General features: G+C 67.8%; 21 protein-coding genes. 7 read left to right on the forward strand and 14 right to left on the reverse strand.

What is annotated here, in order from left to right; translation table 11 throughout:
* Positions 1 to 74 precede the first annotated feature (74 nt).
* The 10 genes from ACS5NL_RS06415 to ACS5NL_RS06460 all read right to left on the reverse strand — a co-directional run bounded on the left by ACS5NL_RS06415 (position 75) and on the right by ACS5NL_RS06460 (position 12,980).
* Entirely contained in the window at positions 75 to 1,280 is a 1,206-nt protein-coding gene (locus ACS5NL_RS06415; RefSeq protein ID WP_439352810.1) for an acetyl-CoA C-acyltransferase, read from the reverse strand.
* 10 nt (positions 1,281 to 1,290) lie between these two features.
* Positions 1,291 to 3,690, reverse strand: a complete 2,400-nt coding sequence (locus ACS5NL_RS06420) for a 3-hydroxyacyl-CoA dehydrogenase/enoyl-CoA hydratase family protein (RefSeq protein ID WP_439352811.1) — start codon at positions 3,688 to 3,690, stop codon at positions 1,291 to 1,293.
* Between the two features lie 125 nt (positions 3,691 to 3,815).
* Complete coding sequence (locus ACS5NL_RS06425; RefSeq protein WP_439352812.1) at positions 3,816 to 4,247, reverse strand: DUF2147 domain-containing protein; 432 nt, start codon at positions 4,245 to 4,247, stop codon at positions 3,816 to 3,818.
* A gap of 37 nt (positions 4,248 to 4,284) precedes the next feature.
* On the reverse strand, positions 4,285 to 6,081 hold the full coding sequence (locus ACS5NL_RS06430; RefSeq protein WP_439352813.1) for an acyl-CoA dehydrogenase C-terminal domain-containing protein: 1,797 nt from the start codon (positions 6,079 to 6,081) through the stop codon (positions 4,285 to 4,287).
* 36 nt (positions 6,082 to 6,117) lie between these two features.
* On the reverse strand, positions 6,118 to 6,831 hold the full coding sequence (locus ACS5NL_RS06435) for a TetR/AcrR family transcriptional regulator (RefSeq protein ID WP_439352814.1): 714 nt from the start codon (positions 6,829 to 6,831) through the stop codon (positions 6,118 to 6,120).
* A 184-nt stretch (positions 6,832 to 7,015) separates the two neighbouring features.
* Positions 7,016 to 7,693, reverse strand: a complete 678-nt coding sequence (slmA, locus tag ACS5NL_RS06440; RefSeq protein WP_439352815.1) for a nucleoid occlusion factor SlmA — start codon at positions 7,691 to 7,693, stop codon at positions 7,016 to 7,018.
* Between the two features lie 55 nt (positions 7,694 to 7,748).
* Entirely contained in the window at positions 7,749 to 9,242 is a 1,494-nt protein-coding gene (locus tag ACS5NL_RS06445; protein WP_439352816.1) for an ATP-binding protein, read from the reverse strand.
* Complete coding sequence (locus tag ACS5NL_RS06450) at positions 9,226 to 9,918, reverse strand: response regulator (RefSeq protein WP_439352817.1); 693 nt, start codon at positions 9,916 to 9,918, stop codon at positions 9,226 to 9,228. Before ACS5NL_RS06450 ends, ACS5NL_RS06445 begins: the two co-directional genes overlap by 17 nt.
* Before the next feature lie 4 nt (positions 9,919 to 9,922).
* Positions 9,923 to 10,834 (reverse strand): acetylglutamate kinase, encoded by a 912-nt coding sequence (gene argB, locus ACS5NL_RS06455; protein WP_439352818.1) that lies wholly within the window; start codon positions 10,832 to 10,834, stop codon positions 9,923 to 9,925.
* Positions 10,835 to 10,994: 160 nt separating this feature from the next.
* Positions 10,995 to 12,980, reverse strand: coding sequence for an SDR family oxidoreductase (locus tag ACS5NL_RS06460; RefSeq protein WP_439352819.1), 1,986 nt, complete (start codon positions 12,978 to 12,980; stop codon positions 10,995 to 10,997).
* A gap of 209 nt (positions 12,981 to 13,189) precedes the next feature.
* On the opposite strand from ACS5NL_RS06460, the gene ACS5NL_RS06465 reads away from it, so the two are divergent.
* The 4 genes from ACS5NL_RS06465 (at position 13,190) to ACS5NL_RS06480 (ending at position 16,514) form a co-directional block, all read left to right on the forward strand.
* A complete protein-coding gene (locus tag ACS5NL_RS06465) occupies positions 13,190 to 13,726 on the forward strand; it encodes a phasin family protein (protein WP_439352820.1) in 537 nt (178 codons plus the stop codon).
* 124 nt (positions 13,727 to 13,850) lie between these two features.
* Positions 13,851 to 15,059, forward strand: a complete 1,209-nt coding sequence (locus ACS5NL_RS06470; RefSeq protein WP_439352821.1) for a patatin-like phospholipase family protein — start codon at positions 13,851 to 13,853, stop codon at positions 15,057 to 15,059.
* A 1-nt stretch (position 15,060) separates the two neighbouring features.
* Positions 15,061 to 15,720, forward strand: coding sequence for a TetR/AcrR family transcriptional regulator (locus ACS5NL_RS06475; RefSeq protein ID WP_439352822.1), 660 nt, complete (start codon positions 15,061 to 15,063; stop codon positions 15,718 to 15,720).
* Positions 15,721 to 15,740: 20 nt separating this feature from the next.
* Positions 15,741 to 16,514, forward strand: a complete 774-nt coding sequence (locus ACS5NL_RS06480) for a tetratricopeptide repeat protein (RefSeq protein WP_439352823.1) — start codon at positions 15,741 to 15,743, stop codon at positions 16,512 to 16,514.
* Positions 16,515 to 16,529: 15 nt separating this feature from the next.
* Here ACS5NL_RS06480 and ACS5NL_RS06485 read toward each other — a convergent pair whose 3' ends face one another.
* The 3 genes from ACS5NL_RS06485 to ACS5NL_RS06495 form a co-directional block, all read right to left on the reverse strand.
* Entirely contained in the window at positions 16,530 to 17,633 is a 1,104-nt protein-coding gene (locus ACS5NL_RS06485; protein ID WP_439352824.1) for a M14 family metallopeptidase, read from the reverse strand.
* Positions 17,630 to 18,847, reverse strand: coding sequence for a M20 aminoacylase family protein (locus ACS5NL_RS06490; RefSeq protein WP_439352825.1), 1,218 nt, complete (start codon positions 18,845 to 18,847; stop codon positions 17,630 to 17,632). The genes ACS5NL_RS06485 and ACS5NL_RS06490 overlap by 4 nt, the downstream gene beginning before the upstream one ends.
* A 96-nt stretch (positions 18,848 to 18,943) precedes the next feature.
* Positions 18,944 to 20,083 carry an ABC transporter substrate-binding protein gene (locus tag ACS5NL_RS06495; protein ID WP_439352826.1) on the reverse strand — a complete coding sequence of 380 codons (1,140 nt, stop codon included), beginning with the start codon at positions 20,081 to 20,083 and terminating at the stop codon, positions 18,944 to 18,946.
* A gap of 124 nt (positions 20,084 to 20,207) precedes the next feature.
* Here ACS5NL_RS06495 and ACS5NL_RS06500 point away from each other — a divergent pair, with 124 nt between their 5' ends.
* The 3 genes from ACS5NL_RS06500 to ACS5NL_RS06510 are packed head-to-tail and all read left to right on the forward strand — an operon-like array spanning position 20,208 to position 23,702.
* Positions 20,208 to 22,253, forward strand: coding sequence for a molybdopterin-containing oxidoreductase family protein (locus tag ACS5NL_RS06500; RefSeq protein WP_439352827.1), 2,046 nt, complete (start codon positions 20,208 to 20,210; stop codon positions 22,251 to 22,253).
* Positions 22,250 to 23,341 carry an aminopeptidase gene (locus ACS5NL_RS06505; RefSeq protein ID WP_439352828.1) on the forward strand — a complete coding sequence of 364 codons (1,092 nt, stop codon included), beginning with the start codon at positions 22,250 to 22,252 and terminating at the stop codon, positions 23,339 to 23,341. Before ACS5NL_RS06500 ends, ACS5NL_RS06505 begins: the two co-directional genes overlap by 4 nt.
* Before the next feature lie 25 nt (positions 23,342 to 23,366).
* Entirely contained in the window at positions 23,367 to 23,702 is a 336-nt protein-coding gene (locus ACS5NL_RS06510) for a polyhydroxyalkanoic acid system family protein (protein ID WP_439352829.1), read from the forward strand.
* A 116-nt stretch (positions 23,703 to 23,818) separates the two neighbouring features.
* On the opposite strand, the gene ACS5NL_RS06515 is transcribed toward ACS5NL_RS06510, so the two are convergent.
* A complete protein-coding gene (locus ACS5NL_RS06515) occupies positions 23,819 to 24,073 on the reverse strand; it encodes an acyl-CoA-binding protein (RefSeq protein ID WP_066153785.1) in 255 nt (84 codons plus the stop codon).
* Positions 24,074 to 24,174: the final 101 nt, after the last annotated feature.

The raw sequence follows: 24,174 nt of genomic DNA on the forward strand, positions 1-24,174 counted from the left end.
CGGATCTGGCTTTGCCAGGCCGCCAGTGCCGCCCCCTCTCAGGGGGTGACGCGCAGCGGCGCGGGGGTGGGTCGTCAGACCCTTTCGAACACTCCGGCTGCGCCCTGCCCCATGCCCACGCACATCGTGACCATGCCGTACTTCCTGTTGTGCCGCTTCAGCGCGTGCACCACGGTGGCCGAGCGGATGGCGCCGGTCGCGCCCAGCGGGTGCCCCAGTGCAATCGCTCCGCCCATGGGGTTGACCTTGCTCGGGTCCAGGCCCAGGGTGTTCATCACCGCCAGCGACTGCGCGGCGAAGGCCTCGTTGAGCTCGAACCAGTCGATGTCGTCCTGCTTCAGGCCGGCGTACTTCAGCGCGACCGGAATGGCCTCGACCGGGCCAATGCCCATGATGTGCGGCGGCACGCCGCGGCTGGCGTAGCTCACGAAGCGCGCCAGCGGCGTCAGGTTGTAGCGCTTGAGAGCAGCCTCACTCACCAGGATCAGCGCGCCCGCGCCGTCGCTGGTCTGTGAGCTGTTCCCTGCGGTGACCGAGCCGCGCGCGGCGAAGACGGTGCGCAGCCTGGCCAGGCCTCCGAGCGTGGTGTCGGGGCGTGCGCCTTCGTCCAGGCTGATGATGCGGCTGCTGGTGCTGACCTCGGCGGTTTCCAGGTCCACGCTGCGGTCGGTCACTTCCACCGGCGTGATCTCGTCCGTGAACTCGCCGTTCTTCATCGCGACCACGGCGCGCTGGTGCGACTGCACCGCGAACGCGTCCTGCGCGTCACGGCTCACCTTCCACTGCTGCGCCACCTTCTCCGCCGTCAGGCCCATGCCGTAGGCGATGCCGTAGCTCTCGATGTCGTCGGTGTTGCGGAAGATGGTGGGCGAGAGGCTGGGGCTGTTGCCCATCATGGGCACCATGCTCATGCTCTCGGTGCCCGCCGCGATCATCACGTCGGCCTCGCCCACGCGGATGCGGTCGGCCGCCATCGCCACGGCCGACAGGCCGGAGGCGCAGAAGCGGTTGACGGTGATGCCGCCGACCGAGTTCGGCAGGCCGGCCAGGATGGCGCCGATGCGCGCCACGTTCAGGCCCTGCTGGGCTTCGGGGATCGCGCAGCCGGCGATCACGTCTTCCACCGCCTTCGGGTCCAGGTTCGGCACCTGGGCCATGGCGGCGCGCAGCGCGTGGGCCAGCAGGTCGTCCGGCCGCAGGTGCTTGAACGAACCCTTGTGCGAACGGCCGATGGGCGTGCGGGTGGCGGCGACGATGTAGGCGTCTTGAACTTGTTTCATATGGCTCTCCTCAGTTCCGCACCGGCTTGCCGGTGTTCAGCATCCCGAGGATGCGTTCCTGGGTCTTGGGATGGACGATCAGCGAACAGAAGGCTTTTCGCTCCAGCGTCATCAGGTACTCCTCGCTCACCAGCGTGCCGGCCTCGACGTCGCCGCCGGTGACCACATTCGCGATCAGCGAGGCGATGTGGAAGTCGTGCTGGCTGATGAAGCCGCCGTCGCGCATGTTGACCAGGCTGCCCAGGATGGTGGCCTTGCCGTCGCGCCCGGCGACCGGGAACAGGCGCTTGTGCGGCGCGCGGTAGCCGCCCGCGAACAGGGCCTTGGCCTCGTTGATGGCGACGAACAGCAGCTCGTCCTTGTGCGGCACGATCAGATCGGAGTGCAGCACATAGCCCAGCTTCCTCGACTCGATGGCGCTGGTGCCGACCTTGGCCATGGCCGCGGCGGTGAAGCCCTCGGTCAGGAAGGGCAACAGGTCCTTGCCGGTCGAGGTCTCGGCGTTCTCGGCCGCGCGGCGCGCGATGTAGGTCAGGCCGCCAGCACCGGGCACCAGGCCCACACCGACTTCCACCAGGCCGACGTAGCTTTCCATGTGCAGCACACGGCGCGCGCTGTGCACCGCCAGCTCACAACCGCCGCCCAGCGCCAGACCACGCACGGCACTGACCACCGGCACGTTGGCGTAGCGCAGGCGCAGCATCACCTGCTGCATGAAGCCCTCGGCGTCTTCGATGGCGGTCACACCCACGGCCATGAACGCCGGCAGCATGGCCTGCAGGTCGGCGCCGGCGCTGAAGGGCTCGTCGCCCGACCAGACCACCAGGCCCTGGTATTCCTGCTCGGCCAGGTCGATGGCGGCCATCAGGCCTTCGCAGACCTCGGGGCTGATGGCGTGCATCTTGGTCTTGATGCTGGCGATCAGCACCTCGCCGTCCAGCGTCCACACGCGGATCGAGTCGTTCTCTTCGATGGTCGTGCCGGCGGTCTCGAACTTCGGACCAGCTTCGCCCAACAGCAGCTCGGGGAAGTGCTGACGCTGGTAGACCGGCAGCGAGCGGCGCGCTTCGAACACGCCCTTGCTGGGGTTCCACGAACCCTGCGCGGTGTGCACGCCACCGGCCTCGGCCACCGGGCCCTTGAACACCCAGTCGGGCAGCGGCGCTTTGCTGAGCGCCTTGCCGGCGTCGATGTCGGCCTGGACCATCTTCGCCACCTCCAGCCAGCCCGCTTCCTGCCACAGCTCGAAGGGGCCCTGCTTCATGCCGAAGCCCCAGCGCATGGCCTGATCCACGTCGCGCGCGGTCTCGGCGATGGACGCCAGGTGCACGGCGGCGTAGTGGAAACCGTTGCGCAGGATGGCCCAGAGGAACTGGCCCTGCGGGCCTTCGGCGTTGCGCAGCAGCTTCAGGCGCTCGGCGGCCGGGCGCTTGAGCATGCGGCCATAGACCTCGTCGGCCTTCTCGCCGGCAGGCACGTAGTCTTCGCTCTCCAGATCGAAACGCAGGATGTCGCGGCCGACCTTCTTGAAGAAACCGGCCTTGGCCTTCTGGCCCAGGTTCCCCAGCTCGATCAGCTTGGCCAGCACCGGCGGCGTGCCGAAGCTGCCGTAGAACGGGTCGGTCTGCTCGTTCAGGTTGTCCTGCAGCGTCTTGATGACGTGGGCCATGGTGTCCAGGCCCACCACGTCGGCGGTTCGGAAGGTGCCGCTGCTCGCGCGCCCCAGGCGCTTGCCGGTCAGGTCGTCGACCACGTCGTACGTCAGGCCGAAGTTCTCCACCTCTTTCATCGTCGCCAGCATGCCGGCGATGCCGATGCGGTTGGCCACGAAGTTGGGCGTGTCTTTGGCGCGCACCACGCCCTTGCCCAGGCCCCTGGTGACGAAGGCCTCGAGGTGATCGAGGATCTGGGCTTCGGTGGTCGGGGTGTTGATCAGCTCCACCAGCGTCATGTAGCGCGGCGGGTTGAAGAAGTGGATGCCGCAGAAGCGCGGCTTGATCGCCTCGGGCAGGCCTTCGCTCAGCTTGGTGATCGACAGGCCCGAGGTGTTGGACGCGACGATGGCGTGCTCGGCCACGAAGGGCGCGATCTTCTTGTAGAGGTCGAGCTTCCAGTCCATGCGCTCGGCGATGGCCTCGATGATGAGGTCGCAGCCGCGCAGCTGTTCCAGGTGCTCTTCGTAGTTGGCCTGGCCGATCAGGTCGGCGTCGCCGGCCACACCCAGCGGCGAAGGCTTGAGCTTCTTGAGGTTCTCGATGGCGCGCGTGACGATGCCGTTTTTGGCGCCCTCTTTCGCAGGCAGATCGAACAGCACCACCGGCACCTTGACGTTGACCAGGTGCGCCGCAATCTGCGCGCCCATCACGCCCGCGCCGAGCACGGCGACCTTCTTCACTTGGAATCGTTTCATTGGTTGTTTCCTTATCGCCTCATGCGATGCGCGAGGGGGAGTTGTTCAAGGGCACCGCGGAACCGGCTCCGCCGGGCCGCCAGTGCCGCCCCCTTGAGGGGGTCGCGCAAAGCGCGGCGGGGGTGTCATTCCACCCTTTTCCAGATCTGGGTCCGGTAGAAGGGGCCGATGTAGCCGCGGATCTGCAGCTGCTTGCCACCTTCGATCGGCGTCATGCGCAAGGTGTATTCCTTGCCGTTCTCGGGGTCGAGGATCTTTCCTCCTTCCCACACCGCTTCCGTGGCCGACTTCTTCGCGCCGCGGATGATCTCCATGCCGACCTTGGGCTTGTCCTTGCGGTCGTCCGAGCAGGCCGTGCAGTTGGGCTCGGTGCTCTGCACCAGCGCCCGCTCCACCTTGCCGCTGAGCGCTCCCGAGGCAGTCGGCGCGATGCGGATCTCGGCCTTGGCCTCGCCCGTCTTGTCGTCGATGTTGCGCCAGAGCCCCTCCGGGTTCATCTGGGCCAATGCCATCGTCGAAGCCAACGACAGAACAGTGGCAATCGCGGTCTTGGGCATGGTGGTCTCCTAGGGTGTTGTCGGGGGAATCCGGGCCTCAGGCCAGCGCCGCGTCCGTGTCCATCAACACCTTGCTGCCGGCGCGCGCCGTGCGCATCAGGGTCGCGGTCTCGGGGAACAGCTTGGCGAAGTAGAAGCGCGCGGTCTGCAGCTTGGCCACGTAGAACGGATCGGTATTCCCTTCGGCGATCTTCTGCAGCGCCACCTGGGCCATGCGGGCCCAGAAGTAGCCGAACACCAGGTGGCCGGCCACGCGCAGGTAGTCCACCGCGGCAGCGCCCACCTCGTCGGCGTTCTGCAGGCCCTTGAAGCCGATCTCCATGGTGAACTTGGTGATCTGCTCGCCCAGCACGGCCAGCGGGTTGATGAACTCGGCCATCTTCTCGTTGACACCCTCTTCCTGCACCAGCGCGCCCACCAGCTTGCCGAACTTCTTGAGCGTGGCGCCGTTGTTGCCCAGCACCTTGCGACCCAGCAGGTCCAGCGACTGGATGGTGTTGGTGCCCTCATAGATCATGTTGATGCGCGCGTCGCGCACGAACTGCTCCATGCCCCATTCCTTGATGTAGCCGTGGCCGCCGAAGACCTGCTGGCACATGGTGGCGGCCTGGTAGCCGTTGTCGGTAAGGAAGGCTTTGACGATGGGCGTCAGCAGCGACAGCATCTCGTCCGCGTCCTTGCGCACCTTTTCGTCGGGGTGGTTGTGCACCTTCTCCAGCAGCACCGAGCTGTAGATGGCCAGGGCGCGGCCACCTTCGGCGTAGGCCTTGGCGGTCAGCAGCATCTTGCGCACGTCGGGGTGCACGATGATCGGGTCGGCCGGCTTGTCCTTGGCCTTGGTACCCGAGAGGCTGCGCATCTGGATGCGGTCCTTGGCGTAGGCCAGCGCGTTCTGGTAGGCCACCTCGGTCAGGCCCAGCGACTGGTTGCCCACGCCCAGGCGGGCGGCGTTCATCATCACGAACATGGCCTGCATGCCCTTGTGCGGCTGGCCCACCAGGGTGCCGATGGCGCCGTCGATCACGATCTGCGCGGTGGCGTTGCCGTGGATGCCCATCTTGTGTTCCAGGCCGCCGCAGTGGATGCCGTTGCGTGCGCCCAGCGTGCCGTCGGCGCTGGCCAGGTACTTCGGAACCACGAACAGGCTGATGCCCTTGATGCCGGGAGGCGCGTCGGGCAGGCGGGCCAGCACCAGGTGAATGATGTTGGCGGCCATGTCGTGTTCACCGGCGCTGATGAAGATCTTGTTGCCGGTGATCTTGTAGCTGCCGTCGGCCTGCGGTTCGGCCTTGGTGCGCATCAGGCCCAGGTCGGTGCCGCAGTGCGGCTCGGTCAGGCACATGGTGCCGGTCCATTCGCCGCTGACCAGCTTGGGCAGGTACAGGGCCTTCTGCTCGGGCGTGCCGTGCTCGTGCAGTGCGGCGTAGGCGCCGTGGCTCAGGCCGGGGTACATGGTCCAGGCCTGGTTGGCCGAGTTCATCATTTCATACAGGCACTGGTTCACCACCAGCGGCAGGCCCTGACCACCGTACTCGGGGTCGCACGACAGGCCCGACCAGCCACCGTCGGTGTAGGTCTTGTAGGCGTCCTTGAAGCCGGCGGGCGTCTTGACCTCGTGTGTGGTCTTGTCCAGCGTGCAGCCTTCGGTGTCGCCGCTGATGTTGAGCGGGAAGATCACCTGCGAGGCGAACTTGCCGGCCTCTTCGAGCACGGCGTTGATGGTGTCGGCGTCCATCTCGGCGTGCTGCGGCATGGTCTGGAAATCGGCACTGACGTTCAGCACCTCGTGCATCACAAACTGCATGTCGCGCAGGGGCGGGTTGTAGACGGGCATGGTTGGCTCCAGTGATGGCTTTGTGAAAAAGAGAGGTCAGGCGGCGCGCGGTTTGCGGGCGGTCTTGCGCGGCGCGGTGGTGGTGTCGGAAACGGTGGTGGCGGTCTCGGCGCTGTAGCGACGCACGATCCCATCGAAGGCGGTCACCGCGCACTGCAGCGAGCCCGGGCTTCGCAGGAAGCGCGCCTCGTAATGCAGGGCCAGGATCAGCGAATGGATCTCGAAGCGCATCTGGTTGGCGTCGGTGTCGGCGCGCAGGTGGCCTTCTTCGACCGCCAGCTCGATGGCCCGCTTCATGGCGGCCAGCCAGGTGCTGACCGAACTGGCCAGTGCATCGCGCACCGGCCCGGGCCGGTCGTCGAACTCGACCGCGCCGCTGATGTAGATGCAACCCGAATCGATTTCGACCGAGGTGCGCTTCATCCAGTTGTCGAACATGGCGCGCAGTCGCGGCAGGCCACGCGGCACCGACATCGCCGGGTAGAACACCTCTTCCTCGAAGCGGTGGTGGTACTCGCGCACCACCGAAATCTGCAGCTCTTCGCGCGAGCCGAAGTGGGCGAACACGCCCGACTTGCTCATCTGCATGACCTCGGCCAGCGCGCCGATCGACAGGCCTTCGAGCCCGATCTGCGTCGCCAGCCCGAGGGCGGCATCGACGATGGCGGCCTTGGTCTGCTGACCTTTCTGCAGGGATCGCGTCAGCGAGACGTCGCTGCGGCTTCGCTTGGGAAGTGGTGTGGCGCTCATGCGATGGGGTGGTTAAAAAAAAGCGACCGCTCGCAAATCGAACGGTCGTGCTATTTTTACCGCAAAAGAAAGGCCGCATGTGCAGCCGGCTGGATCAGAACGGGATTTTGTCTAGGGGCTGTGCCCTAAAGCACCGATCCGGCCCTGGGATCTGCGGGTAAACCCTGATCACCCGCGAGGCAACTCACAGACGCCCGTCGGGCAGCAACAGGCGCAGGCTGTGTTCGAGGCTCTCGCTGGGCGGTCGCTTGAAGCCGCTGCGCGCGAAACGCTGCAGGCGGCCCATGCAGAAGGCGGTGATGACGGACGCATCGGCCTGCGCATCGACGGTCGGCGTCGCGGCCGACGACAGCACGGCCACTTCGCGCAGGTTCTGCCGCAGCGCGGCTTCGATCTTGTCGAAGAACAGGTTCATGCGCTGCTGCAGGCGCTCGTTCTCGAACACCAGCGCGTCACCCACCATCACCCGCGCCATGCCGGGGTTCTTCTCGGCGAACTGCAGCAGCAGGCCCACCAGCTTGCGCGAGCGCTGGATCGGATCGGGTTCGCGTTCGCCCAGCTGGTTGACCAGACCGAACACCGACTGCTCGATGAATTCGATCAGGCCCTCGAACATCTGGGCCTTGCTGGCGAAGTGGCGGTAGAGCGCGGCCTCGCTGACCGCCAGCCGGGCCGCCAGGGCCGCCGTCGTCACGCGCTCGGCGCCGGGCTGTTCCAGCATCGTCGCCAGGGCCTGCAGGATCTGGACCCGGCGTTCACCCGGCTTGGGGCGCTTGCGACCGGTGTTCTCGGAGCCACCGGCCACCTCGGAAACGGCTTCGGAGGACGCGGTGTCCGTGGAGGTGGAAGCGCTGGAGCTCATGGGTGATCAGGTCCGTTGTTGTTCAGCAAGCGGGCGGGTGGTGGCCCTTGGTTTGTCATCCCTCAAACGATTCTCGCACAGCGCCGGCCGGCGCCCGGACCGCCTCGAACGCCACCCGCACACGCAATCCGCGCCTGGCGGCGCCCTCGGACAGCCGCAGCTGGGTCCGGTGGGCGCGCGCGATTTCCTCGGCGATCGCCAGCCCCAGGCCGTTGCCTTCGGCCACGGTTCCCGGCAGGCGGTAGAACCGCTCGAGCACACGCTGGCGCTCGGCCGCCGCGATGCCCGGGCCGTCGTCCTCGACCTCGATCCAGGCCTGCGGCGGTTCCAGGCTCTCGTCCTGACCGCAGCGCAGGGTGATGCGGCCGCCGGGCGGCGTGTACTTGACCGCGTTGTCCACCAGGTTGATCAGCAGCTCGCGCAGCAGCCAGGTGTGGCCACGGGTCTGGGCGGGCGCGGCCTCCAGGCCGAGGTCCATCTGCCGCTCGGCCGCCGCGTCGAGATAGAGCGCGAGGATGTTCTCGCACAGCTCCTGCAGGTCAACCTGTTCCATCGGCTGCGTGTCGATGCCGATGCTGTCGGCACGCGAGAGCGCGAGCAGCTGGTTGGCCAGCTGCGAGGTGCGGCGGGTCGCGTCGCGCAGGCGCAGCACCTGGTCGACCCGCAGGCTCAGCAGTTCGTTCGCCCCCATCGAACGCGTCGCCTGCGCCCAGGCCTCGACCTGCGCCTGCAGGCCGGCCAATGGCGTGCGCAACTGGTGGGCGGCGTCGGCCACGAAGCGGCGCTGGCTTTCGGTCTGGTCGTTCACCAGCGAGAACAGGCGGTTCAGCGAAGACACCAGCGGCCGCACCTCGGCCGGTGCGGCCTGGGCATCGATCGGGCTCAGGTCGCGCGGCGAACGCCGTTCGACCGCTTCCTTCAGGTCGATCAGCGGCCGCAGCGCGCGCGACACCGCCCAGGTCACGGCCACCGCCGCCACCAGCATCAGCAGCAGGTTGGGCAGCAACACCCGCAGCAGCACGGTGTCCAGCCAGTGTTGCCGCGCATCCGATCCGTCCGCCAGCATCACGATCAGCTCGCCCGCCGCCGTGTCGTTGCGCTGCGCCACCACGCGGTAGGTGATGCCACCTTCCACGACGCTGAGGAACTCGGCGTCGCCGGTGGTGGGCAACACGGTCGGCAGCCAGCGCTCGCCCAGCAGCAGGCGGCCGTTGGCGTCCATGACGCCATAGCCGGCGTATCCCTCGCGGGCCTTGAGGAACTCCTCCACCGGCGGCGCCAGCAGCAGGGCCAGACCCGGGTCGGCATCGATGTCGATCGGCCGGGGCGCGTCCCTGGGCTGGGTCACCACCACCGAATCGGCCAGCAGGGGCACCAGCCGCAACAGCTGCTGGTCCTGCTGCAGCGCGGCGGTGCCCGCGCCCTGGTAGTGGAAGAAAACGCTGACCAGGCCGACCAGGCCCAGCGGCAGGAACAGCAGCACCAGCAGGCGCCGCTGCAGACCCCAGATCAGACCGGCCGGCGCACGGTCTTCAGGGCTCGCGCGCATGGGCCGGCGGCGCCACCAGTTCGAGGCGGTAGCCGAAGCCGCGGATCGAGCGCAGCGCCACGCCCGCCGGTTCCAGCTTGGCGCGCAGGCGCGAGACATAGACCTCGATGGCGTTGGGCGTGATCTCTTTGTCCCAGCCGGTCAGCGCGGCCAGCAGCTTGTCCTTGGCCGCCGGCTTGGGCGCCTGCAACAGCAGGTATTCGAGCACCGTCCACTCGCGCGGCCCCAGGTCCATCGGCTGGCCGGCCAGCGTGACGCGCCGCTGCGCGGTGTCCATCTCCAGCGGCCCCAGGCCGAGCACGGCCGAGGTCGCGGCCTGCGAGCGGCGCAGCAGCGCACGCAGGCGCGCCAGCAGCTCGGGCAACTCGAAGGGCTTGAGCATGTAGTCGTCGGCCCCCAGGTCCAGGCCCTGCACCCGGTCGTGCAGCGCATCGCGCGCCGTCAGGATCAGCACCGGCATGGTCAGGCCCCGCCCGCGCAGCCGCTGCGTCAGCGCCAGCCCGTCGATGCCGGGCAGACCGATGTCCACGATCGCGAGGTCGAAGCTGTCCTTGTCGACCGCCTGCTCGGCGCGCTCCGCACTGCCGACCCAGTCGACCGTGTAACCGGCGTTGCTCAGCCCCAGCTTGATGCCGCTGGCGACCATCACGTCGTCTTCGACCAGCAGCAAGCGCATGAACTCAGTGACTCCGGATCATGGTGCCGAAGGGCTGGTCACCCAGCACTTCGAGCAGCAGGGCGTGCGGCACGCGGCCGTCGATGATGTGCACCGCATTCACGCCGCTCTTGGCCGCGTCCAGCGCGCCGGCGATCTTGGGGATCATGCCGCCGCTGATGGTGCCGTCTTCGCACAGCTCGTCGATGCGGCGCGGCGTCAGCTCGGTCATGAGCTGGCCTTCCTTGTCGAGCACGCCGCGGATGTTGGTGAGCATCAGCAGCTTCTCGGCCTGCAGCACGGTGGCCAGCTTGGCGGCCACCACGTCGGCGTTGATGTTGTAGCTCTCGTTCTTCTCGCCGAAGCCGATCGGGCTGACCACGGGAATGAACTGGTCGTCCTGCAGCGCCTGCACCACCGAGGGGTCGATGCTGACGATGTCACCAACCTGGCCGACGTCGTGTTCGCGACTCGGGTCCTGCGTGTCCGCCAGGCGCAGCTTCTGTGCACGGATCATGGCGCCGTCGCGGCCGGTCAGGCCCACGGCCTTGCCGCCGGCGGCGTTGATCAGGCCGACGATGTCCTGCTGCACCTCACCGCCCAGCACCCACTCGACCACTTCCATGGTCTCGGCGTCGGTCACGCGCATGCCCTGGATGAACTCGCCCTTCTTGCCCAGGCGCTGCAGCAGGGTCTCGATCTGCGGACCACCGCCGTGCACCACCACCGGGTTGATGCCGACCAGCTTGAGCAGCACCACGTCTTCGGCGAAGTCCTGCTGCAGGGCCGGGTCGGTCATCGCGTTGCCGCCGTACTTGATGACCATGGTCTTGCCGTGGTACTTGCGGATGTACGGCAGCGCTTGCGCAAGCAACTCGGCCTTCTCGCGCGGCTGGACGTGGGACAGATCGACGGGGGTGTGGTTCGGGCTGGTCATGGCGGGCACGTGTATGGATGGGGGATGCCCGAAATTGTAGGAGGATGAGGGAGCGCGGCCCTCCGTCCAGAACACCGCGAGTCCGGCTTTGCCGGACCGCAGGTGTGGCCCCCTTGAGGGGGAAGCGCACAGCGCCGCCCGGGTGGCCCAGATTCTTGGGTCAAAAATGAATCCCGCGCATCATCTGCTGCATCGCCACCGCTTCGGGCGACAGCTGCGGCTTGGAGCCCTTCTCGCCCTTGGCCGCCGCCGAGTCCGGGAACATGCGGAAGCTGGTGTTCATCACGATCTGCGCGATGCGCGGCACGAAAGCATGCAGCACCTGCCCCGTCACGCCCAGCCGCGTGGCGATGCGCACCGGCTTGAAGATGCAGGCCTGCGCGATCATGTCGGCCGCTTCTTCCGGCGAAAGCGTCGGCACGTTCTTGTAGATCTGCGTCGGCGCGATCATGGGCGTTCGCACCAGCGGCATGTTGATGGTGGTGAAGCTGATGCCCTGGTCGGCGAACTCGCTGGAGGCACAGCGGGTCCATGCATCCAGCGCCGCCTTGCTGGCCACGTACGCCGAGAAGCGCGGCGCATTGGTCAGCACGCCAATCGAGCTGATGTTGACCACATGGCCCTTCTTCTTGGCCACCATGCCGGGCAGGAAGCCCATGGTCACGCGCAGGCAGCCGAAGTAGTTCAGCTGCATGGTGCGCTCGTAGTCGTGGAAGCGGTCGTAGCTGCCCTCGATGGCGCGCCGGATCGAGCGGCCGGCGTTGTTGATCAGGAAGTCCACGCCGCCGTGGTTGGCGATCAGCAACTGCACGAAGCGGTCCGCGTCGGCCATGTCGGCGATGTCGGCCGGGTAGGCGATGAACTGGTAGCCCTTGTCCTTGGCCTCCTTGCAGGCCTCGTCCAGCTTGTCCTGGTCTCGGCCGCAGATGATGGTGATCGCGCCGGCCTCGGCGAACTTGTGCGCGGCGGCGAGGCCGATGCCCGAGCTTCCGCCCGTGACCAGCACCACCTTGCCGCCCACCGTGCCCTTGAGGCTGCGGTCGATGTGCAGGTCAGGGTCGAGATGGCGCTCCCAGTAGTCCCAGAGCCGCCACGCATAGTCCTTGAGGTCGGGACAGGCGATGCCGCTGCCCTTGAGCGCCGCCGTGGTCTCGCGGCAATCGAAGCGCGTCGGGTAGTTGACGAAGGTCATCATGTCCTCGGGCAAGCCGAGGTCCTGCATCACCGCGCGGTAGACCCGGCGCACCGGCGCCAGCGCCATCAGGCCCTTCTTCACGCTCCTGGGGATGAAGCCCAGCAGTGCCGCGTTGACGAACAGGTTCATCTTGGGCGCGTGCGCGGCCTTGCTCAGGATGTCGAGCACGTCACCGACGCGGTAGCCCATCGGATCGACCAGGTGGAAGCAGCCGCCGCCACCGCGTTTCTGGTGACTGATGTGGTCCAGCGCATTGACCACGAAGTCCACCGGCACGATGTTGATGCGACCACCTTCGAGACCCACACTCGGCATCCACGGCGGCAGGATCTGGCGCATGCGCTGGATCAGCTTGAAGAAGTAGTACGGCCCGTCGATCTTGTCCATCTCGCCGGTGCGGCTGTCGCCGACCACCGCCGCCGGCCGGTACACCGACCAGGGCACCTTGCACTCGGTGCGCACGATCTTCTCGCTCTCGTGCTTGGTGCTGAAGTAGGGATGGTCGAGGTTCTCGGCCTCCTCGAACATGTCCTCACGGAACACGCCTTCGTAGAGGCCGGCCGCCGCGATCGAGGAGACGTGGTGGAAGTGCCCGGCGCCGATCGCCTTGGCGAACTCGACCGTGTGGCGCGTGCCGTCGACGTTGACCGCGATCTGGCTCTCGGCATCGGCTTCGAGGTCGTACACCGCGGCGAGATGATAGAAATGGTCGATCTGGCCCTTGAGGGCTTTGACATCGTCGGCAGAGACGCCCAGCTTCTTGGCCGTCAGGTCGCCGAACACCGGCTGCGCACGTGCCGCACTCACGCCCCAGAACTCGCGCAGCTCGGCCACCTTGCCTTCGCTTTCCTTGCGCAGCAGGAAGTGCACCACGGCGCCTTTGCGCTCCAGCAGTTTTTTGACCAGCCGTTTGCCGATGAAGCCGGTGGCGCCAGTGACGAAATAGTGCATCGATGTTCTCCTGAAATCGTTCGGGGTCGCGGACCAAACGGGCATTGTTCACCACCGGCCACGGCGCCGGCTTCCGCACAAACCCGCGAAGGCCGCGCCCGATTTAGTCGCCCGCCCCTACACAGCGGACGCACGCCGGACGTACAGTGAAGCTTCGGCTGGGACAGCTCCCGGCCCTTCCCACCGCCCAACCAGTTTACGGAGTTTCCATGGTCACCAAGACACACAAATCCGGCGCGTCCAAGGCCGGCACTTCCGCCGCTGCATCGCCCCTGTCCGGCGCGATCAAGGATTCCGCACAGCAGATCTGGCTGGCCGGGCTGGGCGCGTTCTCCAAGGCGCAGGCCGAAGGCGGCAAGGCCTTCGAGACGCTGGTCAAGGAGGGCCTGTCGATCCAGCGCAAGACGCAGGCCGTGGCCGAAGAGCGCATCAACGAAGCCACCAGCCGCATGAGCAACATGGCCAGCGACATCGGCAGCAAGGCCGCCGGCCAGTGGGACAAGCTGGAAAACATCTTTGAAGACCGCGTGGCCAAGGCCCTGAACAAGCTGGGCGTGCCCTCGGCGCGCGACATCGACGCTCTGATCGAACGCATCGACGCCCTCAGCGCCGCGGTCGCCGGTGGCAAGCCGGTGAAGGCCGCCGCGCCGCGCAAGGCAGCCGCCAAGACGGTGGCCAAGCCCGCGGCCAAAGCCGCCGCCAAGCCCGCCCGCAAGGCCCCGGCCCGCGCCAAAAAGGCCGTCTGAGCGGCAGGCCCGTGCAACGCCGCTTGCATGAGCAAACCGGGGCGCCCAGCGCCCCTTTTTTTCGTCCGCTGAAGCTGCTGCAACGCAACATCGCCGTCACAGCGGCCGGTCTACACTCGAACGCATGACGCCCTCCCGCACCTCCTCGCCACGGCGTTCGGCGCACGCGCCCCGCGTCGCGCTGGCGCTCGCTGGCGGTGGCCCGCTGGGCGCGATCTACGAGATCGGCGCGCTGTGTGCCCTGGACGACAGCCTGCGCGGGCTGGACTTCAGCGGTTGTGACCACTACATCGGCGTGTCCGCCGGCGGCTTCATCGCGGCCGGCCTGGCCAATGGCTTCACGCCGCGCCAGCTCTGCGAAGCCTTCATCGAGGACCGGCAGGGCGATGACCAGTTCGATCCGGCCTGGTTGATGCGACCAGCCTGGGGCGAGTTCCTGGACCGCGCCACACGGATTCCCGGACTGCTGGGCGGCGCCCTGTGGGCCTGGGCCGCGCAGGGCAAGCGTGCCACCAACGCCTTCGAGCGCATGGGCGCGGCCCTGCCCACCGGCGTGCTCGACAACGAAGGCATCCACCAGCAGATCGAACGCCTGTTCAGCAAACCCGGGCGCAGCAACGACTTCCGCCAGCTGCGCGCGCGCCTGACCCTGGTGGCGACCGAGCTGGACACCGGCGAGGCCGCACCGTTTGGCCAGCCCGGCCGGGACCATGTGCCGATCTCGCGCGCCATCCAGGCCAGCGCCGCCCTGCCCGGCCTGTTTCCGCCGGTGGTCATCGACGGCAAGCACTATGTCGACGGCGCGCTGAAGAAAACGGTGCACGCGACGGTGGCGCTCGACGAAGGCGTCGACCTGCTGTTGTGCCTCAATCCGCTGGTGCCGTTCCACGCGGGCACTGGCAGCGAACACATTCCGTCGCTGGTCGAAGGCGGCCTGCCGGCGGTGATGAGCCAGACCTTCCGCTCGATGATCCACTCGCGCCTTGCGCTGGGCTTCAAGCACTACGAGCGCGCCTACCCCGACACCGACATCGTGCTGATCGAACCCGACCAGCGCGACGCCGAACTGTTCTTCGCCAACACCTTCAGCTACCGCCAGCGCCGCCAACTGGCCGAGCATGCCTTCCAGCAGACCCGCCGCCTGCTGCGCGATCGCGCCAAGACGCTGGGCCCGACACTGGCCCGCCACGGCATCACGCTGGACGAAGCCGCGCTGCGCGACCCGGACCGGCGCCTGCTGCCGGTCGAGCCGGTGCGGCGCGAGACCGCGCTCGACCGCCTCCGCGGTACGCTCGACACCCTGGAACGACGGTACCAACAGCAACGCGCCTGACATGACCCGCAAAGCACCCCGACGCACGGCCGAACGCATCCTGGAGGTGACGCTGGAGCTGTTCAACCGCTTCGGCGAGCCCAATGTCTCGACCACGCTGATCTCGTCCGAACTCGGCATCAGTCCGGGCAACCTCTACTACCACTACCCGGCCAAGGACGAGCTGATCAACTCGCTGTTCGAGCGCTACGAAAAGGCGCTCAACGAGCTGCTGCAGGCCAGCGACGGCGTGCGCAATGTCGAGGACGCCTGGTTCTTCCTGCACTCGCTGTTCGAGATCGTCTGGGAATACCGCTTCCTCTACCGCGACCTCAACGACCTGCTGTCCAAGAACCGGCTGCTGGAAACCCGTTTCCAGGCCGTGCTCAAGAACAAGATCCGATCGGTGCGGGCGATGCTCACCGGCATGTCGCGCGCTGGCGCCATCGACCTGGACGCGCGCGAACTGGAGCCGACAGCCAACTGCATGGTGGTGCTGCTGACCTACTGGCTGAGCTTCGAATACGTGCGTGATCCGCGCAACGCGCTGGAACCGGACAACGCCCAGTCCGCCCTGCTGCGCGGCGCCCACCACGTGCTCAACGTGCTGGCCCCCTACCTGGAAGCCGGTCAGCGGCAGCACCTGCTGCAACTGACGGGCGCCTACCGCACGGCCCCCTGACCCACCGCGAGCGACGCGCCATGGCCGCCTGGACCCCCTGCCCGGACAGCTGCCAGAGCCGTTTCGACGCGGGCAGCCTGCGGCGGCAATGGGCCCGCCTGCACAGCAGCGACGGTGAGCCCTGGCCGGAGGACCCGGCCTTGCAGGAAGGCTGGCGCCTTTATCATGAAGGCGCCTTCGAGGCGGCTGCCGCAGCCGGCTTCGCGCTCGGCGATGCCGGCCTGCCGCTGGCCTTCAAGGCAACGAGCGTGCACGCCACCTATGTGGAACCGCAGGACGCGGTGCGTTTCATGCGCCTGCTCGACGTCGCCGAACACGCCGGTCGCCACCAGGCCCAGGCCCCCGGCTGCGCCGCGTCGCCCTACTGGAAAGGTTACGCGCTGGGGCGCTACAGCCAGGGCATCAGCGTGGCCAAGTCACTGGCGAAGGGCCTGGGCCGGCAGGTGCGCGAGGCGCTGCAGACCGCGTTGCGACTGGCGCCGGAACATGTCGACGCCCATCTGGCGCTGGCCCGCTTCCACGCCGAAACCATCGACCAGGTCGGCGAGCTGATCGGTGGCATGGTGCACGGCGCGCGCAAGGACCAGGGGCTGCGACTGTACGAAGCCGCCCTCGCGCTCGCCCCCGACTCCCTGATCGTGCTGAGCGAAGCGTCCGAGGGACTGCTGATGCTGGGCGGCGAAACCGAGCAGACGCGCGCGGCCGACCTGCTGGAGCGCGCACAGCGCGTGGTGCCGCTGGACGCGATGGAGAAGCTGTACCTGCGGGCGATACAGGCCGCGGGCGAGCGCTGAGCGCCCGCCACGTCCTCAGGAGCTGCGGCGCAGGCCGTCGACCGCCTGGAACATGGCCTGCCGGGCCTGCGACACCACCTGGGCGCGCCAGTCGTCGGTATCGACATAGAACGCATCCCTGACCCGCTTGCGGATCACCGCCTGCAGGCCGGCGGGCGCCTCGGGGTGCAGGCGCATCCAGTGATCGCCCCGCAGCGCATTGAGCACGTCCAGCAGCGGCAGCGTGCCGTATTCCAGCGCGATGCCGGTGTAGGCCGCCTGCGGGCATTCCTCGTAGATCGCGGTCCACATCAGGCCGGTGAGGCGCGACGAGGTGGAACTGCCGTCGTAGATCGAAGTCACCGGCGTCTGCCCGTCCCCGCCCCACCAGCTGCGCGCGCGCCGCAGGGCCTGCTCGTCGTCGCGGCAGGCAAAGATGCGCTCGCCCAGGCCGCTCGGGCCCAGACCGGTGTGCAGGTCGATCCAGGCCAGGTGCCGGGCCTGGCGCCCGTGCTGCCGAAGCACCTCGCGCAAGCTGCGGTGGCTCCAGGTAGGGGCCGTGCCGCCGAAGAACAGGCCGTCCGGATGGCTGTGCTGGCCCTGCGACACCGCGGTCTGGTAGGCACCCAGGCCGTTGCGGCCGATGTAGTGCGCGATCACCGCCTCGTTTTCCGCACCGGGCGGCCAGGCCTGTGGCAGCAGGAACGGATGCAGTTCCTCGTAGGGCGGGTTGACGGCCAGCGGCTTCGAGAAGTCCTGGAAGTTGCGGTTGAGGTCGACATTGTCTTCGGTCACCCGGCGCAGGTGCGAGAAGCCGTGCGGGTTGAGCGCGTGGATGTAGAGCACCGCCACGCCCGCCGCTCGCGCGTGGGCGCGCCAGTCGGCGTCGTGTGTCGCGAAGACCTGGATGCCCGAGCCGCAGAAACCCTCGACCCCGTGGCAGGCGCTGCTGACGATCAGCAGGCGTTCGGCATCGGGTGGGCCGTCGAGCGCCACGTCCATCGCCAGGGTCTCGCCGTCGCGCCCGGGCAGCGGGTGGTTGTGGCTCTGAATCGCCATGCCGGCCGTTGCCGCACCTTCGAGAAACTGCACGCGCGCACGCGCGTAGGACGGCGCGAACGCCAGCTGGGGATTGATCATGGGGTCGCTTCCTTGCGCGGCCGGGACAACCACTGCTCGGCCAGCCGCACCCAGTAGGTGGCGCCCAGCGGAATCAGGTCGTCGTTGAAGTCGTAGCTGGGGTTGTGCAGCGTGCAGGGGCCGCCGCCATGCCCCATCTCGCGGTGATCGCCTTCGCCATTGGCGATGAACACATAACAGCCGGGCCGCGCCTGCAGCATGTAGGCGAAGTCTTCGGCGCCCATGGTCGGTTCCTGCGCGAGCACGCGCTCGGCGCCAACGATGCCGGCCAGCACCTCGCGGGCAAAGGCCGCCTCGGCGGGGTGGTTGACGGTCGGCGGGTAGTTGCGGTGGAACTCGAACTCGCAGGTCGCGCCGAAGGCCGCGCAGGTGTGCTCGGCCACTTCCTGCATGCGCCGCTCGATCATGTCCAGCACCTCGAAGGTGAAGGTGCGCACCGTGCCCTGGATCTCGCAGCTGTCGGGCACCACATTGGTGGCCTCGCCGGTGTGGATCATGGTCACGCTGATCACGCCGGCGTCGACCGGCTTCTTGTTGCGCGTGATGATGGTCTGGAAGGCCTGCACCATCTGGCAGGCCACCGGCACCGGGTCGATGCCGAAGTGCGGCATGGCCGCGTGCGCGCCCTTGCCGCGGATGGTGATCAGGAACTCGTTGCTCGACGCCATCACCGGACCGGCGCTGGCGGCGAAGGTGCCGACCGGCATGCCCGGCCAGTTGTGCATGCCGAACACCGCCTCGACCGGGAATTTGTCGAACAGGCCGTCCTTGATCATCTCGCGCGCGCCACCGCCGCCTTCTTCGGCCGGCTGGAAGATCAGGTAGACCGTGCCATCGAAGTTCCGGTGCTTCGCGAAGTGCTGCGCTGCAGCGAGCAGCATCGCGGTGTGGCCGTCGTGGCCGCAGGCGTGCATCTTGCCGGCGTGGCGGCTGGTGTGTTCGAAGTGGTTGTGCTCCTGCATCGGCAGCGCGTCCATGTCGGCCCGCAGTCCAATGGCGCGGCCACAGGCTCCGCCGTCGCGGCCGTGCACGATGCCGACCACGCCGGTGGTGCCCATGCCGCGGTGCACCGGGATGCCCCACTCGGCCAGCTTGGCGGCGACGATGTCGGCGGTACGCACCTCCTCGAAGCACAGCTCGGGATGGGCGTGGATGTCGCGGCGCACGGCGGCGATGGACGCGGCCTGGGTCAGGATGGAGTCGATCAGTTGCATGGGAGCCTCACGGAAAAGGCCATGGTAACCAAGCCGTTCCGGGCGGGAAGGTCCGCCTGCAACAACCGGGCCGGTGCCGGGGGTGTCCGCGCCCGGTCAGCGGCGCACTTTGCCGTCGGCTGTCAGCAGGGTCATCTCGACAAAACGCGACCCCATGTGGCGATCCGGACCGAAGTCGACGGGAAAACCTCCGAGGTCAACGCCCTTCATCGTTTCAACCGCCGCGATGAACGCATCCCGGTTCGGCGTGCGACCCGCGCGGCGCAGGGCCTCGACGAAGACCTTGGCGGCCACGAAGCCTTCCATGCCGGAATAGTTGGGAGCGATGCCTTGCTGGTCCTTGTGCAGTGCAATGTATTCGCGCGACAGGTTGGTCGCCGGTGCATAGGGGAACGGCATGACCTGACTGACCACCACCCCCTTGGCCTGCGCGCCGAGTTCCTCAAGCAGGGCCTGCGTGCCGACGAACGACACGTTGTAGAACGTTCCGGAGTAGCCCTTCTGGCGGGCCACGCGGATGAAACTCGCACAGGCCTTGTAGGCACCGACCTGCACGATGGCCTCGGGATGGGCAGCCAGGATGTCTGTCACCGCCTGGCTGACGTCGGTCGAGTTGCGCTCCACCGTCGCCGTCGCCACCGGCGCCAGCTCCCGCTCCTTGAGTGCCCGCACCACGCCCTCCAGACCCGACTTTCCGTAGGCGTCGTTCTGGTGGAACACCGCGATCTTGCGAATGCCGGTGGAAGTGGTCTGCCGCACGATGGCGGCCGTCTCGTCGAAGTACGAAGCCCGCACGTGAATCACATAGCGGTTGAACGGTTCGCGCAAGCCCTGTGCACCGGACAGCGGGGCAAAGAACGGCACCTTGGCCTCGGTCGCGAGCGGCAGCGCGGCCAGGCCGGTGGCGGTACCGACGTAGCCGAACAGCGCGAACACGCCGTCTGCGATCAGTTGCCGGGTATTGGCCACACAGCGTTCGGGCTCGTAGCCATCGTCCAGGCGCCGGATCTCGATCTGGCGACCGTTCACACCGCCCTTGGCATTGAGATCGTCGAAGTACAGCTTGGCACCCAGGTGGTACTGCACCCCCAGTTGCTCGGCCGGCCCGCTGAAGGGAGCCGATTGTCCGAGCACGATGCGGTTGTCGGCCTGCGCCAGCGCATCCGCACTCCAGCCCGACAGCGTGGCGGTGCCGAGCCATGCGCCCAGCGAAGAAAGAACCCGACGACGTTGCATCCAGTGACTCCTGATATGCTTTTTTGAGGCATCCGGTGTCACACTGCCCGTAACAGAACGTCACCGAAGGCCCGCAGCCTACTACATAGGCTCAACCCTGCCTATACGCCATTCACCGCATTTCATGGCCGATCACACCAACGAATTCACGGTCCGTGGCGCTTGTCCGCACGACTGCCCGGACACCTGTGCCCTGCTGACCACCGTGGTGGACGGCAAAGCGGTGCGCGTGGCCGGCAACCCGGCGCACCGCCACACCGACGGCGCGCTGTGCACCAAGGTCTCGCGCTACACCGAGCGCACCTACCACCCCGAGCGACTGCTGACGCCGATGCGCCGCAGCGGCCCCAAGGGCAGCGGCCAGTTCGAGCCCATCGGCTGGGACGCCGCGCTGGACGAGATCGCCGCGCGGCTGAAAGACATCGCTGCCCGCGACCCGCAGGCCATCGTGCCGTACAGCTACGCGGGCACCATGGGCCAGGTGCAGAGCGAGGGCATGGCGGCCCGCTTCTTCCACCGGCTCGGCGCCTCCTTCCTCGACCGCACCATCTGCGCCGCCGCTGGCGGCGAGGCCCTGGTGCAGACCCTGGGCGGCAAGCTGGGCATGAAGGTCGAGCACTTCGCCGAAGCCAAGCTGATCCTGATCTGGGGCAGCAACTCGATCGCCAGCAACCTGCACTTCTGGCGGCTGGCGCAGCAGGCCAAGCGCGACGGCGCCCGCCTGGTCTGCATCGACCCGCGCCGCAGCGAGACCGTCGACAAGTGCCACGAGCACATCGCGCTGCGGCCCGGCACCGACGCGGCGCTGGCGCTGGCGCTGATGCACGAGCTGATCGTGCACGACTGGCTGGACCACGACTACATCGCGCAGCACACCCTGGGCTGGGAGCAGTTGCGCGAACGTGCCCTGCAGTGGCCGCCCGAGCGCGCCGCCGAGGTCTGCGGCGTGCCGGTGCAGCAGATCACCGATCTGGCGCGCGCCTACGGCACCACGAAGCCCGCCGCGATCCGGCTGAACTACGGCATGCAGCGCGTGAGAGGTGGAGGCAATGCGGTGCGTGCCGTGGCCTGCCTGCCGGCGCTGACGGGCGCCTGGCGCCACCGCGCCGGCGGCCTGCTGCTCTCGGCCTCGGGCCATTTCCCGGTCGACCGCGCCGCCCTGCACCGGCCCGACCTGCTGGCCGGGCGCACCCCGCGCACCATCAACATGGTCACCATCGGCGACGACCTGCTGCGCGAGTCCTCGCCGGCCTTCGGCCCGAAGATCGAAGCCCTGATCGTCTACAACAGCAACCCGGTGGCGGTCGCCCCCGAGTCGGCGAAGGTCGTGCAAGGCTTCGCGCGCGAAAACCTGTTCACCGTGGTGCTCGAACATTTCCAGACCGACACCGCCGACCAAGCCGACATCCTGCTGCCCGCGACCACGCAGCTCGAACACTGGGACATCCACACCAGCTACGGCCACACCGACGTGCTGCTCAACCGCCCGGCCATCGCGCCGCTGGGGCAATCCAGACCCAACACCGAAGTGTTCCGCGAGCTGGCCCGGCGCATGGGCTTCGACGAGCCCTGCTTCACCGACGACGATGAAACGCTGTGCCGCCAGACCTTCGGCGACCGGGTGGACTTCCAGCAACTGCTGGACCAGGGCTTTGCCACCCTGCCGGTGCCCGAGGCGCCGTTTGCCGAGGGCGGCTTCCCGACGCCGTCGGGCAAGTGCGAGTTCTTCAGCGCGCGGCTGGCGGCGCAAGGCCTGGACGGATTGCCCGACCACGTGCCCAACCACGAACCGGCCGGCAGCGACCCGCGCCACCCGCTGGCGATGATCTCGCCACCGGCACGCAACTTTCTCAACTCCAGCTTCGTGAACGTGAAGAGCCTGCGCGACATCGAGGGCGAGCCACTGCTGGAGATCAGCGCGGCGGACGCCGCACCGCGCGGCATTGCCGACGGTGATGTGGTGCGCGTCTTCAACCAGCGCGGCAGCTACCGCTGCAAGGCCAGGATCTCTGCGCGGGCGCGCGACGGCGTGGTCAACGGCCTGGGCATCTGGTGGCGCAAGCTCGGGCTGGACGGCACCAACGTCAACCAGCTGACCAGCCAGAAGCTGACCGACCTGGGCCGGGCGCCGGTGTTCTACGACTGTCTCGTCGAAGTCGAGAAGGCATGATCCCCAGAGCGGTCCGCCTGTGCGCCCTGGCCGCCCTGCTGTCGGGCTGCGCCGCGACCGACGCCGGCCCCGGCTACTACTGGCAGTCGGTCACCGGGCATCTGAAGCTGATGCACGCGGCGCGGCCGGTGCAGGATTGGATCGACGATCCGGCCACGCCGGTGCCGCTGCAGCAGAAGCTGGCACTGACCCAGCGCATCCGCAGCTTCGCGGTGACCGACCTGGGTCTGCCCGACAACGCCAGCTACCGGCGCTACGCCGACCTGCACCGCAAGGCCGCGGTCTACAACGTCGTGGCGGCGCCGGCGCTGTCGCTGGAACTGCACCGCTGGTGTTTTCCAGTGACCGGCTGCGTCGGCTACCGCGGCTATTTCGACGAAGCCGAAGCACGGGCCTTTGCCGGCACGCTGGGGACCGACCTCGATGTGACGGTCTATCCGGTGCCGGCGTATTCGACGCTGGGCTGGATGAACTGGGCCGGCGGCGATCCGCTGCTCAACACCTTCATCGGCTACCCCGAGGGCGAGCTGGCGCGGCTGATCTTTCACGAACTGGCCCACCAGGTCGTCTACGCCAACGGCGACACGCAGTTCAACGAGTCCTTCGCCACCGCGGTCGAACGCATCGGCGGCGCGCGCTGGCTGGCGCAGGCCGACCCCGCCACGCAACGCGCCTACGCCGAGTTCGACGGCCGTCGCCAGGCGTTCCGGGCCCTGACGCGCGACATCCGCCGGCAGCTGCAGGCGCTCTACGCCGATGCGGCGCTGGACGACGGCGACAAGCGCGGGCGCAAGGACCAGATCCTGCGGACCTTCCGCGAACGCTTCGAGAGTCTCAAACAGGGCTGGAACGGCTACAAGGGCTACGACGCCTGGGTCGCGCAGGCCAACAACGCCAGCTTCGGCGCCCAGGCCGCCTACGACCAGTGGGTGCCGGCCTTCGAGGCGCTGTTCGAGCACGAGGGCCGCGACTTCGGGCGCTTCTATGATGCGGTGCGGCGGCTGTCCGAACAGCCGGCCGAGCAGCGCCAGGCAAGCCTGCAGGCGCTGGCCCCAGCAGCGCCGACCGCCACCGACACCTCTCACTGACCTTCACCGCCACACAGGACCGACCATGGCCAACATCCACATCCGGCGAGACCACCAACTGGGCCTGGCGGGCGCACGCAAGGTGGCCTGGCAATGGGCCGAACACGCCGAGTCCGAGTTCGACATGCAGTGCGCCTATGAAGAGGGTAACGACTGCGACGTGGTGCACTTCAACCGCACCGGTGCCAAAGGCACGCTGCGCGTCGCGGCCGACCACTTCGACCTCGACGCCCAGCTCGGTTTCCTGCTGGGCGCGTTCAAGGACCGCATCGAAAGCGAGATCGTCAAGAACCTCGACGAGCTGCTGGAGAAAAAGAAAAAGCCGGCGACCAAGACGGCCACCGGCTCGAAGAAAAAGTAAACAGCGACCCGCGCTACGGAAGTCGTGGGGACAAGGAATTCAGCGCCGGGCCGCCCCAAGCTGAATTCGCGCCCCCTCGGGGGGCAACGACCCGCGCAGCGGCGGAGCGTGGGGGCTCAGCTCAGCGACGCGATCAGGTCGATGTACTGCTGCTGGGCGTCGTCCTGCGACGTGCCCTTCAGGCCATTCCAGGCATCCCACTTGGCGCGGCCGACCATGTCGCCGAAGCCGGGCTTCTTCTCGGTGTTGTCGCCCACGGTGCCCTGCTTGTACAGGCCATAGATCTTGAGCAGGGTGGCGTTGTCCGGGCGCTCGCTGAGGTTCTTGGACTGGGCGACGGCGGCGTCGAAGCGGGACTTGAGATCGGACATGGGCAGGCTCCGTGGTGGGTGAATTCCAGCCCGGCCGGGCTAGGGGTGGCCCGGTATCTTACGGTCGCGTCTGCCGTCAGAATAGACGCCGGCACCCAATC

This window comes from Hydrogenophaga sedimenti (genome assembly GCF_051857515.1).
In the GTDB taxonomy this organism is placed as follows: Bacteria; Pseudomonadota; Gammaproteobacteria; order Burkholderiales; family Burkholderiaceae_C; genus Hydrogenophaga.

Coding starts and splice junctions, on each gene's coding strand:
- ACS5NL_RS06415 (WP_439352810.1), bottom strand. CDS start 1,280: ATGAAACAAGTTCAAGACGCCTACATCGTCGCCGCCACCCGCACGCCC.
- ACS5NL_RS06420 (WP_439352811.1), bottom strand. CDS start 3,690: ATGAAACGATTCCAAGTGAAGAAGGTCGCCGTGCTCGGCGCGGGCGTG.
- ACS5NL_RS06425 (WP_439352812.1), bottom strand. CDS start 4,247: ATGCCCAAGACCGCGATTGCCACTGTTCTGTCGTTGGCTTCGACGATG.
- ACS5NL_RS06430 (WP_439352813.1), bottom strand. CDS start 6,081: ATGCCCGTCTACAACCCGCCCCTGCGCGACATGCAGTTTGTGATGCAC.
- ACS5NL_RS06435 (WP_439352814.1), bottom strand. CDS start 6,831: ATGAGCGCCACACCACTTCCCAAGCGAAGCCGCAGCGACGTCTCGCTG.
- slmA (WP_439352815.1), bottom strand. CDS start 7,693: ATGAGCTCCAGCGCTTCCACCTCCACGGACACCGCGTCCTCCGAAGCC.
- ACS5NL_RS06445 (WP_439352816.1), bottom strand. CDS start 9,242: ATGCGCGCGAGCCCTGAAGACCGTGCGCCGGCCGGTCTGATCTGGGGT.
- ACS5NL_RS06450 (WP_439352817.1), bottom strand. CDS start 9,918: ATGCGCTTGCTGCTGGTCGAAGACGACGTGATGGTCGCCAGCGGCATC.
- argB (WP_439352818.1), bottom strand. CDS start 10,834: ATGACCAGCCCGAACCACACCCCCGTCGATCTGTCCCACGTCCAGCCG.
- ACS5NL_RS06460 (WP_439352819.1), bottom strand. CDS start 12,980: ATGCACTATTTCGTCACTGGCGCCACCGGCTTCATCGGCAAACGGCTG.
- ACS5NL_RS06465 (WP_439352820.1), top strand. CDS start 13,190: ATGGTCACCAAGACACACAAATCCGGCGCGTCCAAGGCCGGCACTTCC.
- ACS5NL_RS06470 (WP_439352821.1), top strand. CDS start 13,851: ATGACGCCCTCCCGCACCTCCTCGCCACGGCGTTCGGCGCACGCGCCC.
- ACS5NL_RS06475 (WP_439352822.1), top strand. CDS start 15,061: ATGACCCGCAAAGCACCCCGACGCACGGCCGAACGCATCCTGGAGGTG.
- ACS5NL_RS06480 (WP_439352823.1), top strand. CDS start 15,741: ATGGCCGCCTGGACCCCCTGCCCGGACAGCTGCCAGAGCCGTTTCGAC.
- ACS5NL_RS06485 (WP_439352824.1), bottom strand. CDS start 17,633: ATGATCAATCCCCAGCTGGCGTTCGCGCCGTCCTACGCGCGTGCGCGC.
- ACS5NL_RS06490 (WP_439352825.1), bottom strand. CDS start 18,847: ATGCAACTGATCGACTCCATCCTGACCCAGGCCGCGTCCATCGCCGCC.
- ACS5NL_RS06495 (WP_439352826.1), bottom strand. CDS start 20,083: ATGCAACGTCGTCGGGTTCTTTCTTCGCTGGGCGCATGGCTCGGCACC.
- ACS5NL_RS06500 (WP_439352827.1), top strand. CDS start 20,208: ATGGCCGATCACACCAACGAATTCACGGTCCGTGGCGCTTGTCCGCAC.
- ACS5NL_RS06505 (WP_439352828.1), top strand. CDS start 22,250: ATGATCCCCAGAGCGGTCCGCCTGTGCGCCCTGGCCGCCCTGCTGTCG.
- ACS5NL_RS06510 (WP_439352829.1), top strand. CDS start 23,367: ATGGCCAACATCCACATCCGGCGAGACCACCAACTGGGCCTGGCGGGC.
- ACS5NL_RS06515 (WP_066153785.1), bottom strand. CDS start 24,073: ATGTCCGATCTCAAGTCCCGCTTCGACGCCGCCGTCGCCCAGTCCAAG.